This window comes from Mucilaginibacter sp., assembly GCF_041663085.1.
Lineage (GTDB): Bacteria > Bacteroidota > Bacteroidia > Sphingobacteriales > Sphingobacteriaceae > Mucilaginibacter.
The window spans coordinates 1-20,601 of sequence record NZ_JBAZRC010000082.1 but is presented as its reverse complement, the minus strand read 5'-3'; the positions used below and the strand labels follow the sequence as shown (position 1 = coordinate 20,601).

The window sequence follows — 20,601 nt, the reverse complement described above, 5'->3', positions numbered from 1 at the left end:
GGACAACGGCCGCTACGTAATATCAAAGGGTAAGGACGAAAACAAAGACCAGTCATATGTACTTTGGGGTGTATCGCAGCAAAACCTTGCGCGTACAAAATTCCCATTAGGGAGTTTTTCTAAGCCGGAGATCAGGCAGATGGCTGTTGATATGGGTCAGCTGGAACTGGCAGGCAAAAGCGAAAGCTACGAGATCTGTTTTGTGCCGGATAACGATTACCGCGCATTTTTAAGACATAAAGTAGAAGACCTTGACGAACGTGTTGGGCCCGGTAATTTTGTATTAACTGATGGCACCGTTATAGGCAAACACCTGGGTTATCCTTATTATACCATTGGCCAGCGCAAAGGCCTGGGCATTGCTTTGGGTAAACCGATGTTCGTGACAAAAATTCAGCCTGAAAACAACACGGTTGTATTGGGTACAATAGAAGAACTGGAAAAGAAAGAAGCCTGGGTACGTAACCTTAACCTGGTTAAATACGAAAGCATTAAAGAACCTATTGAAGCCGTTACCAAGATCCGTTATAAGGATGCAGGTACCGAAAGCAAGATCGTACAAATTGGCGACCACATGAAAGTATCGTTCGATCACATGGTATCGGGGATTGCTCCGGGCCAGTCGGCAGTATTTTATGAAGGTAACGATTTGTTGGGTGGTGGCTTTTTGATATAATATTCCCCGCGCGTCATTGCGAGGTACGAAGCAATCTCAGTACTTTGCATATACGCCTTGCTTGCGCCATTACGGTTGGTGGAAAGGTTCAAAATCTACCCCAATAAAACATTTTTACCGCTACTTTATTTACCACGATAACACTCATACAAAAAAACAAATTTGTGTTTCTAATGCATTTTATGTTTTCTTTGCAAAAAAACACCCGCTTAAATGGCTAAAAATTTACTCATAGTTGAATCACCGGCGAAAGCCAAAACCATTGAAGGATACCTCGGCAAGGACTTTACCGTAAAATCAAGTTACGGCCATATCCGCGACCTGGTGAAGTCTGAAGATGCCATTGATATCAACAACAACTTCAATCAAAAATATGAAGTGCCTGCCGATAAGAAGCAGGTAGTGAGCGAATTAAAGAAATTAGCTAAAGAAGCAGACATTGTATGGCTCGCGTCCGATGAGGACCGCGAGGGGGAAGCCATATCATGGCACTTATTTGAAACTTTAGGATTAAAAGAGCCCGATACCCGCCGCATTGTTTTCCACGAGATCACAAAACCGGCAATTATGAAGGCGATAGAAAATCCGCGTAAAATAGATTATAACCTGGTAAACGCCCAACAAGCGCGCCGAGTTCTTGACCGTTTGGTAGGTTTTGAACTTTCTCCTGTTTTATGGAAAAAGGTTAAGCCATCCCTTTCTGCAGGTCGTGTACAATCAGTTGCCGTTAGGTTAATTGTCGACCGCGAACGCGAGGTAAATAAATTCAAATCGGAAGCTGCTTTTAAAATAGTTGCCATATTCGGCACCGGCCGTAATGCTTTTAAGGCAGAACTGCCTGAGCGTTTTGCCCAGCAGGATGATGCCGAAAAGTTTTTGCAGGATTGCGTTAAGGCTATTTTCGATATCAAATCCTTAGAGACCAGGCCAACCAAACGTTCACCGGCAGCACCATTTACTACCTCTACCCTGCAACAGGAAGCCAGTCGCAAGTTAGGTTACTCGGTTGCCCGTACCATGCAGGTTGCCCAAAGGTTGTACGAATCGGGTTATATCACCTATATGCGTACCGACTCGGTGAACCTTTCTGATACGGCCCTGAATGCTGCTCAACAAGAGATTGTATCGGCCTACGGTGATAAATATCATCAGCACAGAAAATATAAAACCAAAAGCGCAGGCGCACAGGAGGCCCACGAAGCCATACGCCCTACGTACTTTAACAACCATACTATTGATGGCGAAAGTAACGAGAAGCGCCTTTATGAACTGATCTGGAAACGCGCGATAGCATCGCAAATGAGCGAAGCACAATTTGAGAAAACCGTTGCAAAGATCGGTATATCAACCCGTAAAGAAGATCTGGTTGCCAACGGCGAGGTAATGAAGTTTGATGGTTTCCTGAAAGTTTATCTGGAAAGCAGCGATGATGATGATGATAACCAAACCGCCGATGGCGAGAACGCTATACTGCCACCTTTAACAAAAGGGCAGGTTTTAGACCTGCAGGAACTAACCGCTACAGAAAGATTCTCGCGCCCGCCTGCCCGTTACACAGAGGCAAGTTTGGTGAAGAAATTAGAGGAGTTAGGTATAGGCCGACCATCAACCTATGCCCCTACCATATCAACCATACAAAACCGCGGTTACGTGGTTAAAGAAGAACGTGAAGGCCGCCAGCGTAACTTCCGTGTGCTTACTTTAAAAGGTGATAATATCACTAAAGATACCCGTGTAGAAAACACCGGAGCCGAACGCGGCAAGCTTTTCCCTACCGATATTGGCGCTGTAGTGAACGACTTTTTAGTGCAACATTTTCAGGGTATTGTTGATTTTAACTTTACCGCCAGCGTTGAAAAACAATTTGATGAGATAGCCCAGGGCTTACAGGACTGGACAAAAATGATCCGCACATTTTACGATCCATTCCATAAGGATGTACTAACCACTACCGAAACTGCCGACAAAGCCACCGGCGAACGCGAATTAGGCGTACACCCGGAGAGTGGTAAAAAAATGTCGGTACGTATTGGCCGTTACGGCCCGTTTGTACAGGTTGGCGAAAACCCAAGCGACGAAAGTGAAGAAAAACCTCTTTACGCAAGCCTGCGCACCGGCCAAAGTATAGAAACCATTAGCTTGGAAGAAGCGCTTGAATTATTTAAGTTGCCGAAAGTACTTGGTGAGTATGAAGGCAAAGTAATGAAAGTGGCAATAGGCCGTTTTGGCCCTTACATTAGCCACAACAGCGCTTTTATATCGGTACCGAAAGAGATTGACCCGCTTGACGTTACCGAAGAGCAAGCGATTGAACTGATTGAAGCTAAACGCAAAAAAGACGCGGAGAGGCTGATCAAATCTTTCCCTGAGGATGAAACCGTTAAAGTTTTAAATGGCCGCTGGGGCCCATATATTGAATTTGGTAAACTGAACGTTAAAATACCAAAGGATATTACCGACCCAACCACGCTGACCTTTGAGCAGTGCAAAGCCCTGGCAGATGCGATGCCTAAGGATGCTAAAAAAGGCCGGTTTGGTAAAACTGTTGCTGCGGCAAAACCGGCAGCCAAAAAAGCGCCCGCTAAGAAAAAAGCGGTAGCGAAGAAAAAGTAAGTTATTGGTTGATTGAGTTTTTAGTGAATGATTTTAAACTACTCACCAATCACTTAATCAACCACTCACCATAATACAATGATAAAAGACCTTCCTCCAAACGTGGTAAAAGATATAGCAGTTGCGGTTGCCTTAGAGGGCGAAAATGCCGAAAGCAAGGTTTGGTACGTATACCTCATCAACCTTAAAAATATACCGTTAGAGAATGTACTGGTTACTTCAAAAGGCTACGGCGAAAAAGACGGTGAACAGGTTAAAACCTCTACCCTGCGCCATTCATTCCCATTGGTTGAAGCAAACTCTTATAAGTTAATAGAACCCATTGACGAGCAAACCTTCGGCCTGAATAACGAATACTGGCTGAGTTACTACATTGGCCGGGAGATCTTTGACAAAAAGTTCATCTTTTTGCCCGAAAGCATCGTTGATGATAACTTCATCAAACTGCCGGTCATCAATAAACCGGGGGTTATGATCGGTTAATTATTCAGATCGTGCAGTTGATGAACAGATGATCTGATATCGCTATAAAGTTTCTTATATACCGGGAATATCTTGCTGTAAACGGCATGCGTTTCGGCATTTGGCAATACCACAACCCTTTCGGCATCCCCGCTACTCACAATTCCTTCAATATCCATACCCAAAGCTTCCATAGCCAAATAAATAGCGCCAATGGCCGACGAATCGCCTGATTGCAGCAACACCAGTTTTTTACCCGTAATATCAGCCAGTAACTGCACCCATGTAGCCGATGATATAAACCCGCCGCTTACCACAATTTCTTTGATAGGCTTTTGCGGCTGTTCAACTGCGTTAAGCACATCATTAAGGGCAAAGCAAATACCTTCAAGGGCCGCCTTTAAAAAATGCTGTTGCTGATGTTTAAAATTGATATTGATAAACGCACCCGAAATTTTGGCATCCCAAATTGGGGCACGCTCGGCATACAGGTATGGTAAAAATACCAAACCATCGCTGCCCGGCTTAACCGTATCTATTGCTTTAAATAACTGCTTGTAAGTTTCGTCGGTAACGGTTTCCATTTTTAAAAAGCTTTTCAATAGCCAATCTACAGCCGCACCGCCATTATTTACCGCGCCACCGCAAATAAATGTACCTGCCTTAAGCAGGTAATTAAAGGTCATGGCCTCATAATTATAAACCGGGGCCTTGCTTCCAACCCGCACCGCGCCGCTTGTACCGATAGTTAATGCCCCAATACCCTCGTGCACTGCATTGCCGCCAAGGTTGGCACAGCAGCCATCGCTGGCACCAATAACAAAGGCTGTAGCCTTACTTATACCCGGTAGAATATCTGCGGCGGCTAAATATCGTTTATGACCGGTGTCTACAGGTGTTGAAAGCCTTGTGCCATCAACGCCCGCCAAAGCACATGCTTTATCATACCATTTCAAATCTAAAATATCAAACATCCCCATGGCCGATGCAATGGAATAATCCACCTCAAAGGCGCCAAATAGTTTAAACCAAACGTATTCTTTAATGGAGATGAATTTATATGCCTTTTTAAACAGTTCATTATCATTCTGCCGTAGCCAGGCTATCTTACACAAAGGCGACATGGCATAAATAGCTGTACCCGTGTGGCGATAAATATCCTCGCCATCATCAGAATTTCTAATACTAAGAGCCACATCCGCGCTACGCGAATCAGACCAGAGCATCGCATTGGCAAGAGCATTGCAATACTCATCAACAGGCATAATACTGTGCATAGCACTGCTAAAACTAATAGCGGTTGGGGCTTGTTTAAGGTTTGTTACTATTTTGCTGATACAGTTTAAAAAAGCCCGCCAAATTAATTCGGGGTTTTGCTCGCTATATCCGGGTTTGGGGTTATTGGTTGGATAATAGCTTTGCGCGGTGGCAATGGTTTTACCGGCTGTATCAATAGCTACTGCCTTGGTACTGCCCGTGCCTAAATCAATGCCAACAAAGTAATTTTGCATATTGTGAAACCTATTTTAACCGGTTGCGTAAACTTAGCAGAAGATATTGAAAAATTAATCCACAATGGTAGTTTTTGTCAACAAATACATTCCCGAATTGCGGAATTTAATTCACTATCGAATAAATTACTCTACTTTTAATAAAAAATCTAAATAAAAAAATTTACGTAGTTAGCTGTGATATAAATAATTGGTGCGCAAAGCGATAATTTGCTGGCATTTGGCATGATATTTTTTAAGGGTATTCCATATAAAAGTGTCATATTTATAAACAGAAACCACGAATTAGATTCGGCATGAAAAAAACTTTACTGATTGTTGATGACGATTTGAGTATATTAAAACTACTCAATTTTATATTATCAAAGGACTATGAGATAGTTGTCAAAAACAACGGAATTGAAGCTTTTAGCTGGCTGGAGGATGGCAACATGCCTAAATTGATCATTTCTGACCTGCAAATGCCTTATTTCGACGGTCAGTCATTTCTTAAAAATGTTAAAATAAGCGGTTTTTATAGAGACATCCCGGTTATTATGCTTTCCGCAGCCCATGACCTTGATGAACAGGTTGCCAAAATGCCCTTTAAGGTAGATGCTTACATACATAAACCTTTTAACCCTACAAGCTTAAAAACGGCCATTAATCAAGCTTTACAAGTTTATGACGAACAAGACAGCAACTGATTGGAACGAAAATTCGAACTCCCAGATCAGGATTGCATATGCAGGTTTGGAATTGAAGGACTTGATCGCCAATGATCTGACCAATTATTTCCGTATAGAATTTAATAACACTATCCAGGATCTGGAAGAGTACCTGGGCGATCAATCCATACTAACCATCCCGGATATTATTTTAGTTGAGGTTGACAAGGATGAACAGTGCTTTGCCCTTGTTGAGCGCTTGAGGCAAAACTTTTTAATGAATGGTTTGATCATTGTAATGCTCTCAACCCATAAAAATAAAGCACAGGTGCAAAAAGCCATGCAAATGAAACTGCACGATTTTTACACTTACCCCTTCTCTACCTCCGACCTGCGCGAGCGGCTAAACTTCCTGGTTAAGTTTAAGTTGATAAAACCACGTTTGTTAGAACTTTCAAAAGAAGTTGATACCACTTATAAAATGCCTTTCGGCAAGCGCTTTCTTGATCTTTTTATAGCCGGTGGTATGTTTATTTGCCTGCTGCCTGTTATGGTCCTAGTTGCCATCGCTATAAAGTTAGACTCGAAAGGGCCCATTTTTTACAAAAGCAAACGCGTTGGTACCGGATATAAAATCTTCGATTTTTACAAATTCCGAAGTATGCGTACTGATGCCGACCAACTTTTAGCGCAAATGGCTGTTACCAACAACCAATACGCCGCCGAAGAACAGGGAGCAGCAAAATCGGCTTTTGTGAAGATAAAGAACGACCCACGAGTTACCAAATTGGGTAACTTTTTACGTAACAGCAGTTTAGACGAATTGCCGCAACTGTTTAACATCATTAAGGGCGATATGTCTGTTGTGGGCAACAGGCCGCTGCCCGTTTACGAGGCCGAGATGCTCACTTCAAACGAATGGTCGATGCGTTTTTTGGGGCCGGCAGGTTTAACGGGATTGTGGCAGATAAGTAAACGCGGTAAGGAAGATATGAGTGAAAGAGAGCGTAAAAAGCTTGATAATTTTTACGCGCAGAAATATTCGTTATGGCTCGACCTGAAAATTATTATTGGTACTGTACCTGCATTGTTTCAAAAAGAGAAGGTTTAATTAAATGAAACTAAAATTGAAAAAACTAAGCATATTAATACTCTTTATAACTATCAGCACTACAGCCGTACGTGCGCAGGAAAGTTTTGTGACAGAGGTTAATTACCCTTATCTTGATAAACTTATAGCAACCGCAAAAAAGAACTACCCCGAAATAAAAGTACGCCAGGCACAGGTAAATGCAGCAAAAGCTACGCTTACCCAATCAAAAGTGATGTGGCTTGATGCGTTTACCGGCTCATACATTTATAGCCCCCGTAATTCGCTAAACCTGGCTAACCCAACTTTTTTCAATGGGTACCAGGTAAGCATCTCTGTAAACCTGGGCACATTGCTTTCAAAACCTTTTGCTACACGCGTAGCGCACGAGAATGTTAATATAGCACAATACCAGCAGCAGCAATACAATTTAAGTGTTGAGGCATCTGTAAAACGCCTTTATTTCGCTTATCTTGAAGCGCAAGCCGACCTGCGTAACCGTGCAAGGGCTGTTACCGACGGCGAAATTGCCGTTAAACAATTAAAATACACGTTTCAGAAAGGTGAAACAACTTTTCATGATTATAACGAAGCTTTAACAAGTTTATACAATCAAAATTCATTCAAAGTGCAAAGCGAACTGGCTATGCTTACATCAAAGGCAAATCTTGAAGAAATTCTGGGTGTTAAATTAGAAGAGGTTAAATAGGGCATGGAGTTAGGGGAATTTTTTAAACTTTTACGGAAACATTTAAACCTGCTGATCATTATTCCGCTGGTTACTATTATTGTCTCTTTTTTCCTGGTAAAAAACCTTGCAGATAAATATATTTCAAGTGCCCAGATAGCTACCGGTATTGTTGACCAATCGCGCCACCTGCTTGATGCCGATCCATCCGGCGCAGCCAAAGAACAATCTATAGCGCACGAGTTTAGTAACCTGATAGAAATAATGAAGCTTAAAACGCTCATTAACCAGGTATCCTATCAGCTTATCCTGCATGATCTTACGGATAGTGTGCCGTTTAAACCCCATAGCAAGCTTTTTTTAACCATGAACCCCGCAGCGCGAGCCCATGCTGTTGAACTATTTACAAATAAATTCAACACCAGGCAGCCTTTATCCTACTACAATAAGGACGAAGAAGGCCTTAACGAATTGCTGCGCTCTATGAAATATGATGAACGTTCGATCCGTAAAGACCTTTACATAAACCGGGATGAGGATAGTGATTTCATCACCGTAAGCTATGAATCTAACAACCCGCAGCTCTCTGCTTTTGTGGTTAATATATTGTGTAAACAGTTTATTGATTATTATACCCATACTGTAAGGCAAAACGAAACCGATGCGGTTAACTACCTTGCCAAACTGCTCGACGAAAAACGTACAGCGTTAAATACCAAAACCAAGCAGCTGCAGGATTATAAGATAAAGAACGGCATCATTAACCTGGATGAGCAGTCGAAATCTATTTTCGATCAGATCATGATCTTTAACGACCGCAAGCAACAGGCCGAAAAAGATGTGGCATCATACGATGGTGCTATCCAGAAAATCAACAATAAGTTTGACCCAAGCGAGCGTAAATACATAGAGGCTACGATAAGCAAGTATAACCAGGAGGTGATCAATTCGCAGGAGCAGCTTCATTTACTTACAGACAAGTATGTAAGGAGTGGTTTTAGCCCTAAGTTAAAACCCGCTATAGATTCATTATCAAATAAGCTTACTGCTCAAATAAACCAAACGTCAGACAAGTACATCACCAGCCCGCTAACCGCCAAGGATGATCTTGTAAAACAAAAACTTACACTTGAGGTAACCCGCGACCTTGCTAAATACAGTATTAAGGCTATAACCGGATCGTTAAACGACCTTAACGCCAAATTTAACCGCCTTGTACCCTTTGATGCAAATGTTAAAACCTTTAACTACGATATTGACATTGCCAGTAAGGAATACCTGGATGTATTGAATAAATACAACGCAACCAACCTGCAATCAACATTTTCAATAAAACTGCGACTGGCAGAATCGGCCACACCGGATGCTGCCGAACCTTCTAAAAAAATGCTGCTGATAATTTTGGGGGGCGTTATCAGCTTTGCGTTTTGTGTAGTTGTATTATTTGGTATATTCTTTTTTGATGATACCATTAAAGAACCCGGCGATTTGGTAAACCGTACTCATTTGCCACTACTGGGCCATTTAAATACGGTAATGGGTTCGCTTGATCTTAAAAAACTTTGGGATGTTGAGCACCGCGATAAAATGAGGCTTTTTAAAGAGCTGATCCGCTCTATCCGCTTTGAGATAGACCAGGAACTACGGGGCGAAAAAGTTTTAGGCATCACAAGTTTGGCTAACCATGAAGGGAAAACCGTCTTGGCTATAAGCCTGGCTTACTCCTACTCTATGATCAATAAAAAAGTATTATTGATAGATGGCAACTTTGATAACCCAACCATTAGCAATACAGTACAACCCAAGGTTTACCTGGAAGATTATTTTAAGAACAACCCTGATAACTACGGTGCTTTTAATACCACAAACGTAATGGGTACCCATGGCGGAGATGTTACCCTGCTTGAACTTAGCGACGAGAACTTTATTCGCAGCAAGTTTAACGAGTTAAAGACGAAATACGACATTATTATCATCGAAACACCGCCTCTATCATCGCTTAATAAATCAAAAGAGTGGTTGCTGTTTGCTAATAAAACTATTGCAGTTTTCGAGGCTAACAAGGGCATCTCCAAATGGCAAAAAGACGATATTAAGTATTTAAAAAACCTGAACGGTAAATTTGCCGGCTGGGTGCTAAATAAAACCGACCCTAAACGGGACAGGTTCTAATAAACTTCGGCAATACTTGCCTGCTATAAACCTTTAAATTATTTTACATGAGGATAAAACCGGCAGAAAACGAGGATGATGTTTTTAAAGACCTTACCCCTCTTGAACAAAAAACACGTAAAGCTGCAATTGCATTAGCATTTGTTGGTGTATTTTGCTGGGCGGTAAAAATTCTGTTTTTGTAAAGCACCCATGCTTAATAACCAGGCACATAAAACCGGCTTTATAGCTAACTTTTTCAGAAAGATCCATTCCGGTGAAATTTCTACGCTTAAACTTATCCTATTTAGTTTGCCTGTTGCTTTAGTTATTGCTGTTGCCATTGCCATGGGCGGCATTCTTGCAGCAGGCGGGTTGCTGGCTATTTTTATAGGCATACCGGTAGTATTGGGAATTGTTGCCTATCCCAAATTTGGCATTGCCGTTTTAATGGTGGTGGCCTTCTTCCTGAACTATGTTTCGGAGTTTTTACCGCCTGATACCCCTTCGGGTATCATACTGGATGCTATTACCTACCTGCTTATTTTTGGTTTTCTGCTAAAGTTTAAATACGATAAAGACTGGAGCTATTTTAAAAACCCCATAAGTTACCTGGTGCTTGCCTGGCTGGCGTATAACTTTTTCGAGGTAATAAACCCGGCATCGCCATCAATACTGGCATGGGTGTATACTGTACGTACGGTGGGCTTTATCATGCTCATGTACTTTATATTTGTTTACCAGATCCGATCGTTAGCTACTATAAAATTTTTAGTTAAGTTATGGCTTGTACTTGCTTTTTTATCAGCCATATCAGGTTTTCAGCAGGAAAACTTCGGGCTCTTCCCGTTCGAGAAAGCCTGGTACTACCAGGACCCTTTGCGCTTAAGTTTCCTGTATATAAACGGCCATTTGCGTAAAGTGGCTATCTTCCCGGATCCGGTTACGTTTTCGTACAACATGGTTGTGGCAGCTGTTTTGTGCCTGTGTATCATGTTCACCAAAATTAAAACGTACAAAAAAGTTATACTGGGCATATCTATACCGTTCTTTTTCCTGGTTATGCTATACTCGGGCACCAGGGGGGCATTCGTTTTGCCTCCTGCGGCTTTAGCCATGCTGGCGGTTATGAATTTCAATAAAAAGATACTTGTAGTAGTTATTGGCGCGGGTATAGTTTTAGGCGGACTAATATTTATGCCTACCTCAAACCAATTCATCAAACGTTTTCAAACGGCTTTCAGGCCGTCAGACGATGCCTCGTTTAACGTACGTGCCGAAAACCAAAAACGTATTAAACCGTATATACTATCGCACCCCATTGGCGGTGGTTTAGGTTCGGTTGGTATATGGGGGCGGCGGTTTGCTCCAAACTCATTCCTGGCCAAATTCCCGCCTGATAGTGGTTACGTACGCGTTGCTGTTGAAATGGGATATATTGGTTTGATATTATTCTGTACCTTAATGTTTGTAATACTAAAAACGGGTATCAATAATTACTATCTCATTAAAAACCCCGAGCTGAAAATTTATTGCCTGGCGATGGTTTTGATCATATTTGTGTTTAATATTGGTAATTATCCACAGCAGGCATTAGTACAATATCCGTCGAATATTTTGTTTTATCTTGCATGTGCATTGTTAAATGTAACGTTGAGGTTGGATAAACAGGAACAACAGGAGTTGGCCGAAAAAAAGGCTGTTGAATTAACAGCCTGATAAGAAATTTAGAATGTCATTACTTACTATAGTAAAATCAAATCCGCGTTTAAAAAAGTTTGTACACTGGATGATTGTACAACCCGGCAGGGCTGCGCCAAGGCTTTGGGTAAAGTGGTTTGTTACGCCATTTATACACAAACGCGGCCGTGGTTCGGTTATCCGTTTTTATTCGCGCCTTGATATTTTTCCATTTAACAATTTTGAGTTGGGCGCATACAGTGTAATAGAAGATTTTGCTGTTATAAACAATGGTGTTGGCGATATTATTATTGGCCACCACACGGGTATCGGCTTAAGCAATATTATGATAGGCCCGGTTTCCCTGGGCAACTATGTTACCATGGCACAGCATGTAGTATTATCGGGCCTTAACCATGGCTTTGAGGATGTAACCATATCTACCCGCTTACAAAAAGTTGTTACCAAACAAATTACCGTTTGCGATGATGTTTGGATAGGTGCCAATGCGGTTATTACCGCCGGTGTAACTATTGGCAAACACTCAGTTATTGGTGCGGGCAGCGTAGTTACCAAAGATATACCTGAATATTGTGTTGCCGTGGGTAACCCTGCAAAGGTTATCAAAAAATATAATTTCGAAACTGCCACCTGGGAAAGGGTTTAGCCGTATAAGCAATATATGCCCAATTTAAAGAAATTTGTAAACAAGCATACCATATCATTAGCCACAAGCGCGGCTATGCCGGTAATAGGTATGCTGGTACTTTCGTTAATGGCGCACAACCTCCCCACAGCCGATTTTGGCAATTACATTTTCCTGCTAATAACCATTTTACTGGCCGACACCTTCAGGAACGGCTTTGTGCAAACATCGCTCATCAAATTTTACGCGGGTGCAAGCAAAAAAAGGGCTATGGAAGTTGCGGGATCGGCCTGGTTTGTAGGCTTGCTGCAGGCCTTGATATTTGTTGCCATTGATGGGCTTATTTACCTGTTTTATCATAGCAAAAGCGCCGATGCCGAAACAACCATACAATGGTTTGGCATTATTTACATGACTACCCTGCCCTCAGCGATAGCCTCATACATTTTACAGGCCGAAGAAAAGTTTGGCAGGATGCTTATTTTACAAATAGTTAACCAGGGCCTCTTCCTTATATTTATCCTCATTTTAATATTTATACATAAGCTGTCTTTTCAAACAGCGGTATATGCCTATTTCGCAGGGAGCGCCGTAACATCAATACTAACCATATTTAATGGCTGGTCCAAGATTCGTACTATCAGGCATCGTACTAACGCAACGGCCGGCCAGTTAGCCCATTTCGGCAAGTTTAGCGTGGGCACCTCCATCAGTTCATATCTGTTGCGCAGTTCAGATACCTTTATTATCAAAGCTATGTTCAACCCTGCGCTGCTGGCGGTTTACTACATTCCCCAACGCTTAATGGAAGTGTTTGAGATCCCGATGCGGGCAGGTGTAGCTACTGCCATGCCCGAACTTTCGGCCGCAGTTCACAAAGACAATCCCGAAGAGGTTGTCAGTATCATGAAACGGTATGCAGGCATGTTAACAGTAGTACTTATCCCTATTGCTGTTATAGCCTTTTTGTTGGGCGAAATTGTTATCGAGCTGCTTTTTGGCCAGCAATACCGCAATACCGAAGCTGTTAATATCTTCCGCCTGTTTATGTGTTATGTAATGCTGATGCCCATTGATAGATTTTTTGGTATTACGTTGGATATCATCAACAAGCCGCACCTAAACATGCTTAAAGTACTTTTAATGCTAATAGTTAACGTAACCGGCGATTTTGTGGGCATTTTTATCTTCCACAGTTTATACGCGGTTGCAATAGCCTCTCTGTTCACTTTTTTTGCAGGAGCGGTATTTGGTTACTGGGCGTTAAAAAAACATCTTAAATTTACAATAAGGGATATTTTCAGTATAGGTTACCGGGAGCTAAAAAACATGATTAACCATGTATTAGATAAATCTAAAACAGACAAGGTTGAAGTTTAGTTAATTTAAAAGTAGTGTCAATGGGTTTTATAACATTTCTTCTCTCTATAATTTTCACCCTGGTATTTATATACCTTGGCATTTATAGCCTGTACCTGTTTGTGTTTTCTGTTTTAGGTAAGCTGATAAAACAAACGCCCCCCCCTGCTGCTACAGCTTACAGCAAATTTGTTATTTATATCTGCGCTTATAAAGAAGATCAGATCATTCTTAATTCGGCAGAGCAAGCGCTAACCATTGACTATCCAAAGGATAAATTTCACGTTTGTGTTATTGCTGATTCCATGCAGCCCGAAACCATCGAAAAGTTAAAGGCAATGCCTTTACAGGTTGTTGAGGTAGTGTTTGAGAACAGCACCAAATCAAAAGCCCTGCACGCGGCCATAGCCGCCACGCACCAGGACTTTGATGCCGCCGTGGTGTTCGATATCGATAATATTGCCGCTCCCGACTACCTGCACCAGATAAACAACTACCTGCATAACGGCAACCGCGTTATACAAGGCCATCGCGTAGCAAAAAACACCGAAACCCCTGTTGCTATACTTGATGCGATCAGCGAAGAGATCAACAACCATATTTTCCGTAAGGCGCAGCAGGTGTTTAAACTTTCGGCTGCCATCATAGGCTCGGGTATGGTGCTGGAGTTTAAATTGTTTAAAGATACCATGGCGCAGATTGATGCCGTGGGTGGTTTTGATAAAGAAATGGGCTTGGTGCTTACCCGCCAAAAGATCCATGTGGCTTATGCCGACAAAGCTTACATCTATGATGAAAAGGTAAGTAACCCCGAGGTGTTCAAAAAGCAACGCCGCAGATGGTTATCGGCACAGTTTAACCTGTTAAAAACTTATGGGTTGACCGGCTTTAAAGAACTATTTGCAAACGGTAATTTCGATTACTTTAATGAGATCTATCAAACGGCCATCTTGCCGCGTATACTGATGCTGGGCTTAATGCCAATGATGCTTTTGATATCATTATTAACACCTGGCATTGGCCCCGGCTGGCAAATGTGGCTTACAGCAACTGCACTATGTTATATTGGTATATTAGTTGCAGTACCTGCGGAGTTCTTTAACAGTAAATTACTGGGCGCGGTGTTAAAGATCCCGTTAATTTTCTTTACAATGCTGGCACTTCTGTTTAAATTAAAGGGCGCAAACAAAAAATTTATTCATACCCCGCATAACCCGGGTACAAACTAATTACGTATGTACACACGGGTTGCGGAATTATCAATATAAAAACGGGGAAATAGGTACCCATAAACATTATAAGGCATTCATTATAAATGCCGGGGTTATTAAAGTATGGAAGTAGTATTAAATAATACAACGGTAGATTATCCAAAAGAAAAATCGCTTCATGGCCTTATCGCCGAAAGTGCTGCAAAGCATCCGGATAAGATAGCACTAAGCTTTCATCATACTGTACTTACCTATACCGAGTTAAATAACACGGCCAACAGGCTTGCACATGAGCTGATCAAAAAAGGGGTAAAAACCGGCGATATTATCGGCCTCGCGCTTGATCGCTCTGCCGAACTGATCATCTCCCTGCTGGCTATCCTAAAAACAGGCGCGGCCTACGTACCGCTCGATCCTGAATACCCAAAAGACCGCATCGAGTTTATGCTTGATGATTCGGCAGCCACCATACTACTTACATCTACAAAATATAAAGGGCACTTTGCATCAAACACCACTGAGGTTTTGATAGAAGAAGCGCTCGCCAATGCTGCAAATAACAGCAACGGTGCACCAGATGTTAAAGTAACCGGGCAAAACCTTGCCTATGTGCTGTACACTTCAGGCTCTACAGGTAAACCAAAGGGCGTGCAAATTGCGCATCATAGCTTGGTAAACCTGATGTATAGCCTGCAAAAAGCGCCGGGGATTACATCTGCCGATAAGATGCTTGCCGTAGCTACCATATCCTTTGATATTGCAGGGGTTGATATTTACCTGCCGCTAAGTGCGGGTGCCCAGATCATCCTGGCCGATTCTATTACCGCCAAGGATGGCCGTGCCCTGCTGGATATCATCCGCACGCAAAACGTAACCATATTACAGGCTACCCCCTACACCTGGCGCATGATGCTGGAAGTTGGATGGGAAGAACACCTGCCCATAAAAGTATTTTGCGGTGGCGAAGCCATGGCTAAGGATTTAGCCGAAAGGTTGATACCACGCAGTAACGAGGTGTGGAACATGTACGGCCCTACCGAAACCACCATCTACTCTATCATTAAACATGTTACCGATGCCAACGATATTACTATAGGCTGGCCGGTTGACAATACGCAGGTTTACATCCTGGATGAAGAAAAGAATAATCTTACTAACGGCGAAATTGGCGAGATCTTTATCGGCGGTGTTGGTATTGCATGGGGCTACTTAAACCGCCCCGAACTAACTGCCGAACGTTTTATAGATAACCCCTTCACCCCCGGCGAAAAAATTTACCGCACCGGCGATCTGGCCAAACTAAAACCCGATGGCGACATTGTTTACCTTGGCCGGATAGACCACCAGGTAAAAGTGCGTGGTTACCGTATTGAACTTGGCGAGATAGAACATAACCTTTGCAAACAGGAAGGTATTAAACAAGCCGTTGTTATTGCCCGCGAAGATACCCCCGGCATCCCCCGATTGGTGGCTTATGTGGTATTAGAATCAGGCGCAACGGGCATCCCCGAAAAAAGCACATTGGATAAATGGGACGCTGCATTATTTGAGGTATTGCCCGAATATATGATGCCTGATGATTACGTGCTGATGGATATTATACCCTCAACACCAAACGGCAAAATAGACCGCAAGGCCCTGCCAAAGCCCGATTATAGCCATATTAACCGTTCGGGCGAGTATGTTGCCCCGCGCACCAGTAATGAAAAACTGGTTGCCGATATATGGGAAGAAATGATGGGACTGAACCAGATCAGCATTTTTGATAACTTCTTTCAGCTTGGCGGTCGCTCATTAGTGGCAGTTAAAATAATGGCGCGTTTAGAGCAGGAAACCGGCAAACGCCTGCCCCTGGCCACATTATTTGAATATAGCACCGTAGAAAAATTAGCTGCAAGGTTAGAGATTGATGCCGAGGCCATTACATGGGAGTCATTGGTGCCTATTAAGCCAAAAGGTAGCAAAATGCCTTTATATATTGTACACGGCGCCGGCCTGAATGTATTGCTGTTTAACGCCCTGGCTATGAACATGGACGAAGAGCAGCCCGTTTACGGGCTACAGGCAAAAGGCCTGAATGGTATAGACGAACCGCTAGATGTGATGGAAGAGATTGCTGCCAATTACGTAGACGAGATCATCAACCACGACCCGGTTGGCCCTTACGCGGTTGCCGGTTATTCGCTTGGTGGTTTAATAGCTTACGAAATGGCCAAGCAAATGCTGGCCATGGGCAAGGATGTTAAAATGCTTGCCATGTTTGATACCTACGCCGACCAAACCCAGATCTATGACTCGTGGTTAAAGAGGAAGTTGACCAACGGCTGGTTCTTTGTAAAACAACTGGCCTTTACCCCCGTGTTGTTGGTTCAAGACCCTAAACGCACCATAGAATATAAAAGCCGCGAGATCGGTCGCCGCATCCAAAAGATCTATAAGAACATCTTCCCTGATAAGGTGAAGAAGAAAGAAGGCTTCTCGGCGTATACAGATGATATCCACGAGAAAAGCCTTGCTGCGCAGCGTAACTACCTTTTAACACCGGTAAATATCGCTATCGAGCTTTTCCGCGCTAAAAAACACACCTTCTACATGGATGATTTTAAGTTTTTGGGCTGGAAACCCTTCGCCCTGAAAGGCGTGAACGTGCATGATATCCCCGGCGAACACAATACCATCTTCGCCCCGCCAAACGATAAGCAATTCGCCAAAGTATTGCAGGAATGTTTGGATAAAGCAGCAGAGAACCGGGATTAAGCAGATTCTCAACGCAGGGCGTTTTATGACGTTTTGAGTCGTTTTAATTCGTTTTGATGCTCGTCAATAGCCAAATTAACAAGTATCTGATTGTCAAATATTTACAATATTAACGAGCGTTCACGGCAGTGAACGTGAACACTTATACCCGATTAAATAATTTTCTTTCAGGTATATAATATCCCAAAAGTTTTTATAAATTCATAGCAATTTACCAACCTGCCATGAATTACTTCGCTAACCTTTTCCGTTCCAGAAAGGGACAAATCATTCTATCCATATCTCTTATACTGATCGCGCTGGTCATTTTTTTTGCCCGGCAGCACCATCGCAACAAGCAGCAAAAAGTTGATGCCGCGTTCGGTAAGTATATCGAATCGTACACTACGGGTGTTATTTCCAAGCAAAGCACCATCCGCATAAAACTGGCCGGTGAGGTACAGGTTGCCCATGCACAAAATGAACAATTAAAGGATGGTATCTTTGACTTTTCACCATCCATAAAAGGAAAAGCCTATTGGATAGACGACCGCACGATAGAGTTTCGCCCCGAAGCAATTTTAAACCCTGATAAAAAATATGATGCCGATTTTAACCTGGGCAAGATCATTAAAGTAGACGGCGATTTTGAACATTTCAAGTTCGGTTTCCAAACCATTAAACCCGATTTTAGTATCAGTTTTGCCGGTTTACAAAGCGAAAGTGCTACTTCTGGCGAGAAAATGAAACTCATAGGCACCTTGCTTACAGCCGATGGCGAAGACCAGGCCGGTATCGAAAAAATGCTTGCTGTAAATTATGCTACACCTGTTAAAGTAAGTTGGCAGCATAACCCGGTAACACGTTCGCACCAGTTTACCATCACCAAAATAACCCGTACAACAAGTGCCAATTCGCTTACTATTAACTGGGATGGCGGCAAGCTAGACATAGATAAAAAAGGCAACCAGGAATTCCGTGTGCCTGCCCTTGGCGAATTTAAAGTACTGGACATAAAAGCCGTACAGGATAACGACCAATACATCTCCGTTCAATTCTCCGACCCTATTTTGGTTGGGCAGGAACTTAGCGGCCTTATTGGTATTACCAATGGCGCAAACATGGCCTATACTATTGATGGCAGCATTGTGAAAGTTTACGCCCCCGAACGCCTGCAGGGAAACTTCAGCGTTTTTGTGAACGAGGGTGTTGAAGATATTTACCATCGCAAAATAAAACAGGCCTTTACAGCCAATGTATTTTTTGAGAACCGTGAACCAGCGGTAACCATCCCAGGCAAAGGTGTGATCCTTCCTGATTCGGGCAAACTGATGATGCCTTTTGAAGCCGTTAACCTAAGTGCGGTTGATGTAAGCATTATCAAAATTTATGAGAATAATGTTCCGCAGTATTTCCAGAATAATGGTTTCGACGGCGGTTTCGAGTTACGCCACGTGGGTAAACCCATTGTGCAAAAAACCATCCGTTTAGATAATGATAAAAGCCTCAACCTAACCAAAAAGAACCGCTTTATGCTGGATGTAGACCAGTTGATGCGCGCCGAACCGGGGGCTATCTATCGCGTAATTATTGGTTTCAGAAAAGAGTACTCGTTATACAATTGCAGCGCAGGCAAACTTATTGCCAAAACCAATGATGAAAGCGATTATGAAGAAAATGAATATGGCGGGGATAACATCAGCAAAGTAAATGATGAAGATGATGAGTTTTGGCAGCGTTATGATAACTATTACCCCGAAAATTATAGCTGGCAGGACCGTAATGACCCGTGTACTGAATCGTATTTCAGCAAACAGCGCTGGGCTACCCGTAACATCATCGCATCAAACATTGGCCTGATAGCCAAACGTGGCAACGATAACAACATGACGGTTGCCGTAACCAATATCCTGAGCGCCGAGCCTATGAGCGGCGTTGAGCTGGAATTACTGGATTACCAGAAGCAGGTGATCTTTAAAACCACATCTGATGGCGACGGTATGGCAACCTTTAACCTAAAACGTAAGCCTTATTTATTGGTAGCCAAAAAAGGCAAAGAGCGCGGTTATTTGAAACTGGATGATGGCAGCTCGCTCCCACTATCCCGCTTTAACGTAGGCGGAGAAGAGGTACAGAACGGTCTGAAAGGTTTCATTTACGGCGAACGCGGTGTATGGCGCCCGGGCGATTCGATATTTACAACCTTTATTTTAGAAGATAAGCTAAAAACCCTTCCGATAGACCATCCTGTTGAATTTGAATTATATAACCCTAACGGCCAGCTTTATAAACGCCTTACGCGCACAAGTTCTGTTGATGGTTTCTATAGCTTTCACGTAGCTACCGAAACCTCCTCGCCTACCGGTAACTGGAATGCGCGGATAAAAGTGGGCGGCGCAACCTTCGAGAAGAAGATAAAGGTAGAAACCATTATGCCAAACCGCCTGAAGCTAAAACTTGACTTTGGCGGCGCAACCGAGCTAACCAAAGGCAGTGGTGCCAACGGTACATTAAGCGCGCAATGGCTTTTTGGCGGCGCGGCGCAAAATTTAAAAGCCAAGGTTGATGCCTTCCTGTCATCGCAAAAAACAAGCTTTAAAGGCTACGATGATTATAATTTTGACGACCCTACCCTGGCCTTCAACACCCAAACGCAAACCGTTTTTGATGGTAAACTAAATGAAACCGGTGTAGCCACCGTTAACACCAACATCAACGTTGAAAAGCAAGCGCCGGGGCAACTGCGGGCAAACTTTGTAGTGAAAGTATTTGAGCCGGGCGGTAATTTCAGTTTACAGCAAGCCAGTATGCCTTATAATGTTTATAATGGCTACGTGGGCATTAAAACACCAAAAGGCAGCAACCTGAGCGGCATGCTGGTGACCGACAAAACCCATGAAATAGAAATAGCCGATGTAGATACAAAAGGCACTCCGTTTGCAGGCAGCCGTAACGTAGAGGTTGAGCTTTACAAGATCCAATGGCGCTGGTGGTGGGATGAGACAGGTAACGAGCTAAGCAACTTTACGCAGGACCGTTACAACAAGCTCATCAAAACCGAAAACGTGCAACTGGTAAACGGTAAAGGTAAATGGAACCTTAAAATTAACCAGGCCGATTGGGGCCGTTAC

The 20,601-nt window shown here is 42.9% G+C and carries 15 protein-coding genes; 14 read left to right on the top strand and 1 reads right to left on the bottom strand.

Going from position 1 to position 20,601, the window contains the following annotated elements; all coding sequences use genetic code 11:
* From WC615_RS14860 to WC615_RS14850, 3 genes are all read left to right on the top strand, one after another.
* Positions 1–676: tRNA methyl transferase PRC-barrel domain-containing protein (locus WC615_RS14860; RefSeq protein WP_372978871.1), on the top strand; the 676-nt coding region annotated here is incomplete at its 5' end.
* 213 nt (positions 677–889) lie between these two features.
* Positions 890–3,289 carry a type I DNA topoisomerase gene (gene topA, locus WC615_RS14855; RefSeq protein WP_372978870.1) on the top strand — a complete coding sequence of 800 codons (2,400 nt, stop codon included), beginning with the start codon at positions 890–892 and terminating at the stop codon, positions 3,287–3,289.
* A 78-nt stretch (positions 3,290–3,367) separates the two neighbouring features.
* Entirely contained in the window at positions 3,368–3,772 is a 405-nt protein-coding gene (locus WC615_RS14850; protein ID WP_372978869.1) for a hypothetical protein, read from the top strand.
* Here WC615_RS14850 and WC615_RS14845 read toward each other — a convergent pair.
* The gene (locus WC615_RS14845) at positions 3,769–5,262 is read right to left on the bottom strand and encodes a gluconokinase (RefSeq protein ID WP_372978868.1); all 1,494 of its coding nucleotides are present in this window, start codon (positions 5,260–5,262) and stop codon (positions 3,769–3,771) included. The two genes, WC615_RS14850 and WC615_RS14845, sit on opposite strands and share 4 nt — an antisense overlap.
* Positions 5,263–5,558: 296 nt before the next feature.
* Here WC615_RS14845 and WC615_RS14840 point away from each other — a divergent pair, with 296 nt between their 5' ends.
* From WC615_RS14840 to WC615_RS14790, 11 genes are all read left to right on the top strand, one after another.
* Entirely contained in the window at positions 5,559–5,948 is a 390-nt protein-coding gene (locus WC615_RS14840) for a two-component system response regulator (RefSeq protein ID WP_191176717.1), read from the top strand.
* Positions 5,926–7,020 carry a sugar transferase gene (locus tag WC615_RS14835; protein ID WP_372978867.1) on the top strand — a complete coding sequence of 365 codons (1,095 nt, stop codon included), beginning with the start codon at positions 5,926–5,928 and terminating at the stop codon, positions 7,018–7,020. The genes WC615_RS14840 and WC615_RS14835 overlap by 23 nt, the downstream gene beginning before the upstream one ends.
* A gap of 4 nt (positions 7,021–7,024) precedes the next feature.
* Positions 7,025–7,708 carry a TolC family protein gene (locus WC615_RS14830; protein ID WP_372978866.1) on the top strand — a complete coding sequence of 228 codons (684 nt, stop codon included), beginning with the start codon at positions 7,025–7,027 and terminating at the stop codon, positions 7,706–7,708.
* Between the two features lie 3 nt (positions 7,709–7,711).
* The gene (locus WC615_RS14825; RefSeq protein WP_372978865.1) at positions 7,712–9,859 is read left to right on the top strand and encodes an exopolysaccharide transport family protein; all 2,148 of its coding nucleotides are present in this window, start codon (positions 7,712–7,714) and stop codon (positions 9,857–9,859) included.
* A gap of 47 nt (positions 9,860–9,906) precedes the next feature.
* Positions 9,907–10,044, top strand: a complete 138-nt coding sequence (locus WC615_RS14820; RefSeq protein ID WP_191176713.1) for a hypothetical protein — start codon at positions 9,907–9,909, stop codon at positions 10,042–10,044.
* A 7-nt stretch (positions 10,045–10,051) separates the two neighbouring features.
* Complete coding sequence (locus WC615_RS14815) at positions 10,052–11,557, top strand: O-antigen ligase family protein (RefSeq protein ID WP_372978864.1); 1,506 nt, start codon at positions 10,052–10,054, stop codon at positions 11,555–11,557.
* Positions 11,558–11,570: 13 nt separating this feature from the next.
* On the top strand, positions 11,571–12,185 hold the full coding sequence (locus WC615_RS14810; RefSeq protein WP_372978863.1) for a DapH/DapD/GlmU-related protein: 615 nt from the start codon (positions 11,571–11,573) through the stop codon (positions 12,183–12,185).
* A 15-nt stretch (positions 12,186–12,200) separates the two neighbouring features.
* The gene (locus tag WC615_RS14805; RefSeq protein ID WP_372978862.1) at positions 12,201–13,544 is read left to right on the top strand and encodes a lipopolysaccharide biosynthesis protein; all 1,344 of its coding nucleotides are present in this window, start codon (positions 12,201–12,203) and stop codon (positions 13,542–13,544) included.
* A gap of 20 nt (positions 13,545–13,564) precedes the next feature.
* On the top strand, positions 13,565–14,752 hold the full coding sequence (locus WC615_RS14800; protein WP_372978861.1) for a glycosyltransferase family 2 protein: 1,188 nt from the start codon (positions 13,565–13,567) through the stop codon (positions 14,750–14,752).
* Positions 14,753–14,857: 105 nt separating this feature from the next.
* Positions 14,858–17,491: an amino acid adenylation domain-containing protein gene (locus WC615_RS14795; RefSeq protein ID WP_372978860.1), complete on the top strand. Its 2,634-nt coding sequence runs from the start codon at positions 14,858–14,860 to the stop codon at positions 17,489–17,491.
* Positions 17,492–17,715: 224 nt separating this feature from the next.
* On the top strand, positions 17,716–20,601 hold a 2,886-nt coding region (locus tag WC615_RS14790; RefSeq protein WP_372978859.1), incomplete at its 3' end, for an MG2 domain-containing protein.

What these genes read in the sequence shown, in the direction of transcription:
- WC615_RS14845 (WP_372978868.1), bottom strand. Translation starts at nt 5,262, where the DNA reads ATGCAAAATTACTTTGTTGGCATTGATTTAGGCACGGGCAGTACCAAG.
- WC615_RS14815 (WP_372978864.1), top strand. Translation starts at nt 10,052, where the DNA reads ATGCTTAATAACCAGGCACATAAAACCGGCTTTATAGCTAACTTTTTC.
- topA (WP_372978870.1), top strand. Translation starts at nt 890, where the DNA reads ATGGCTAAAAATTTACTCATAGTTGAATCACCGGCGAAAGCCAAAACC.
- WC615_RS14810 (WP_372978863.1), top strand. Translation starts at nt 11,571, where the DNA reads ATGTCATTACTTACTATAGTAAAATCAAATCCGCGTTTAAAAAAGTTT.
- WC615_RS14835 (WP_372978867.1), top strand. Translation starts at nt 5,926, where the DNA reads ATGACGAACAAGACAGCAACTGATTGGAACGAAAATTCGAACTCCCAG.
- WC615_RS14820 (WP_191176713.1), top strand. Translation starts at nt 9,907, where the DNA reads ATGAGGATAAAACCGGCAGAAAACGAGGATGATGTTTTTAAAGACCTT.
- WC615_RS14795 (WP_372978860.1), top strand. Translation starts at nt 14,858, where the DNA reads ATGGAAGTAGTATTAAATAATACAACGGTAGATTATCCAAAAGAAAAA.
- WC615_RS14805 (WP_372978862.1), top strand. Translation starts at nt 12,201, where the DNA reads ATGCCCAATTTAAAGAAATTTGTAAACAAGCATACCATATCATTAGCC.
- WC615_RS14830 (WP_372978866.1), top strand. Translation starts at nt 7,025, where the DNA reads ATGAAACTAAAATTGAAAAAACTAAGCATATTAATACTCTTTATAACT.
- WC615_RS14800 (WP_372978861.1), top strand. Translation starts at nt 13,565, where the DNA reads ATGGGTTTTATAACATTTCTTCTCTCTATAATTTTCACCCTGGTATTT.
- WC615_RS14825 (WP_372978865.1), top strand. Translation starts at nt 7,712, where the DNA reads ATGGAGTTAGGGGAATTTTTTAAACTTTTACGGAAACATTTAAACCTG.
- WC615_RS14840 (WP_191176717.1), top strand. Translation starts at nt 5,559, where the DNA reads ATGAAAAAAACTTTACTGATTGTTGATGACGATTTGAGTATATTAAAA.
- WC615_RS14850 (WP_372978869.1), top strand. Translation starts at nt 3,368, where the DNA reads ATGATAAAAGACCTTCCTCCAAACGTGGTAAAAGATATAGCAGTTGCG.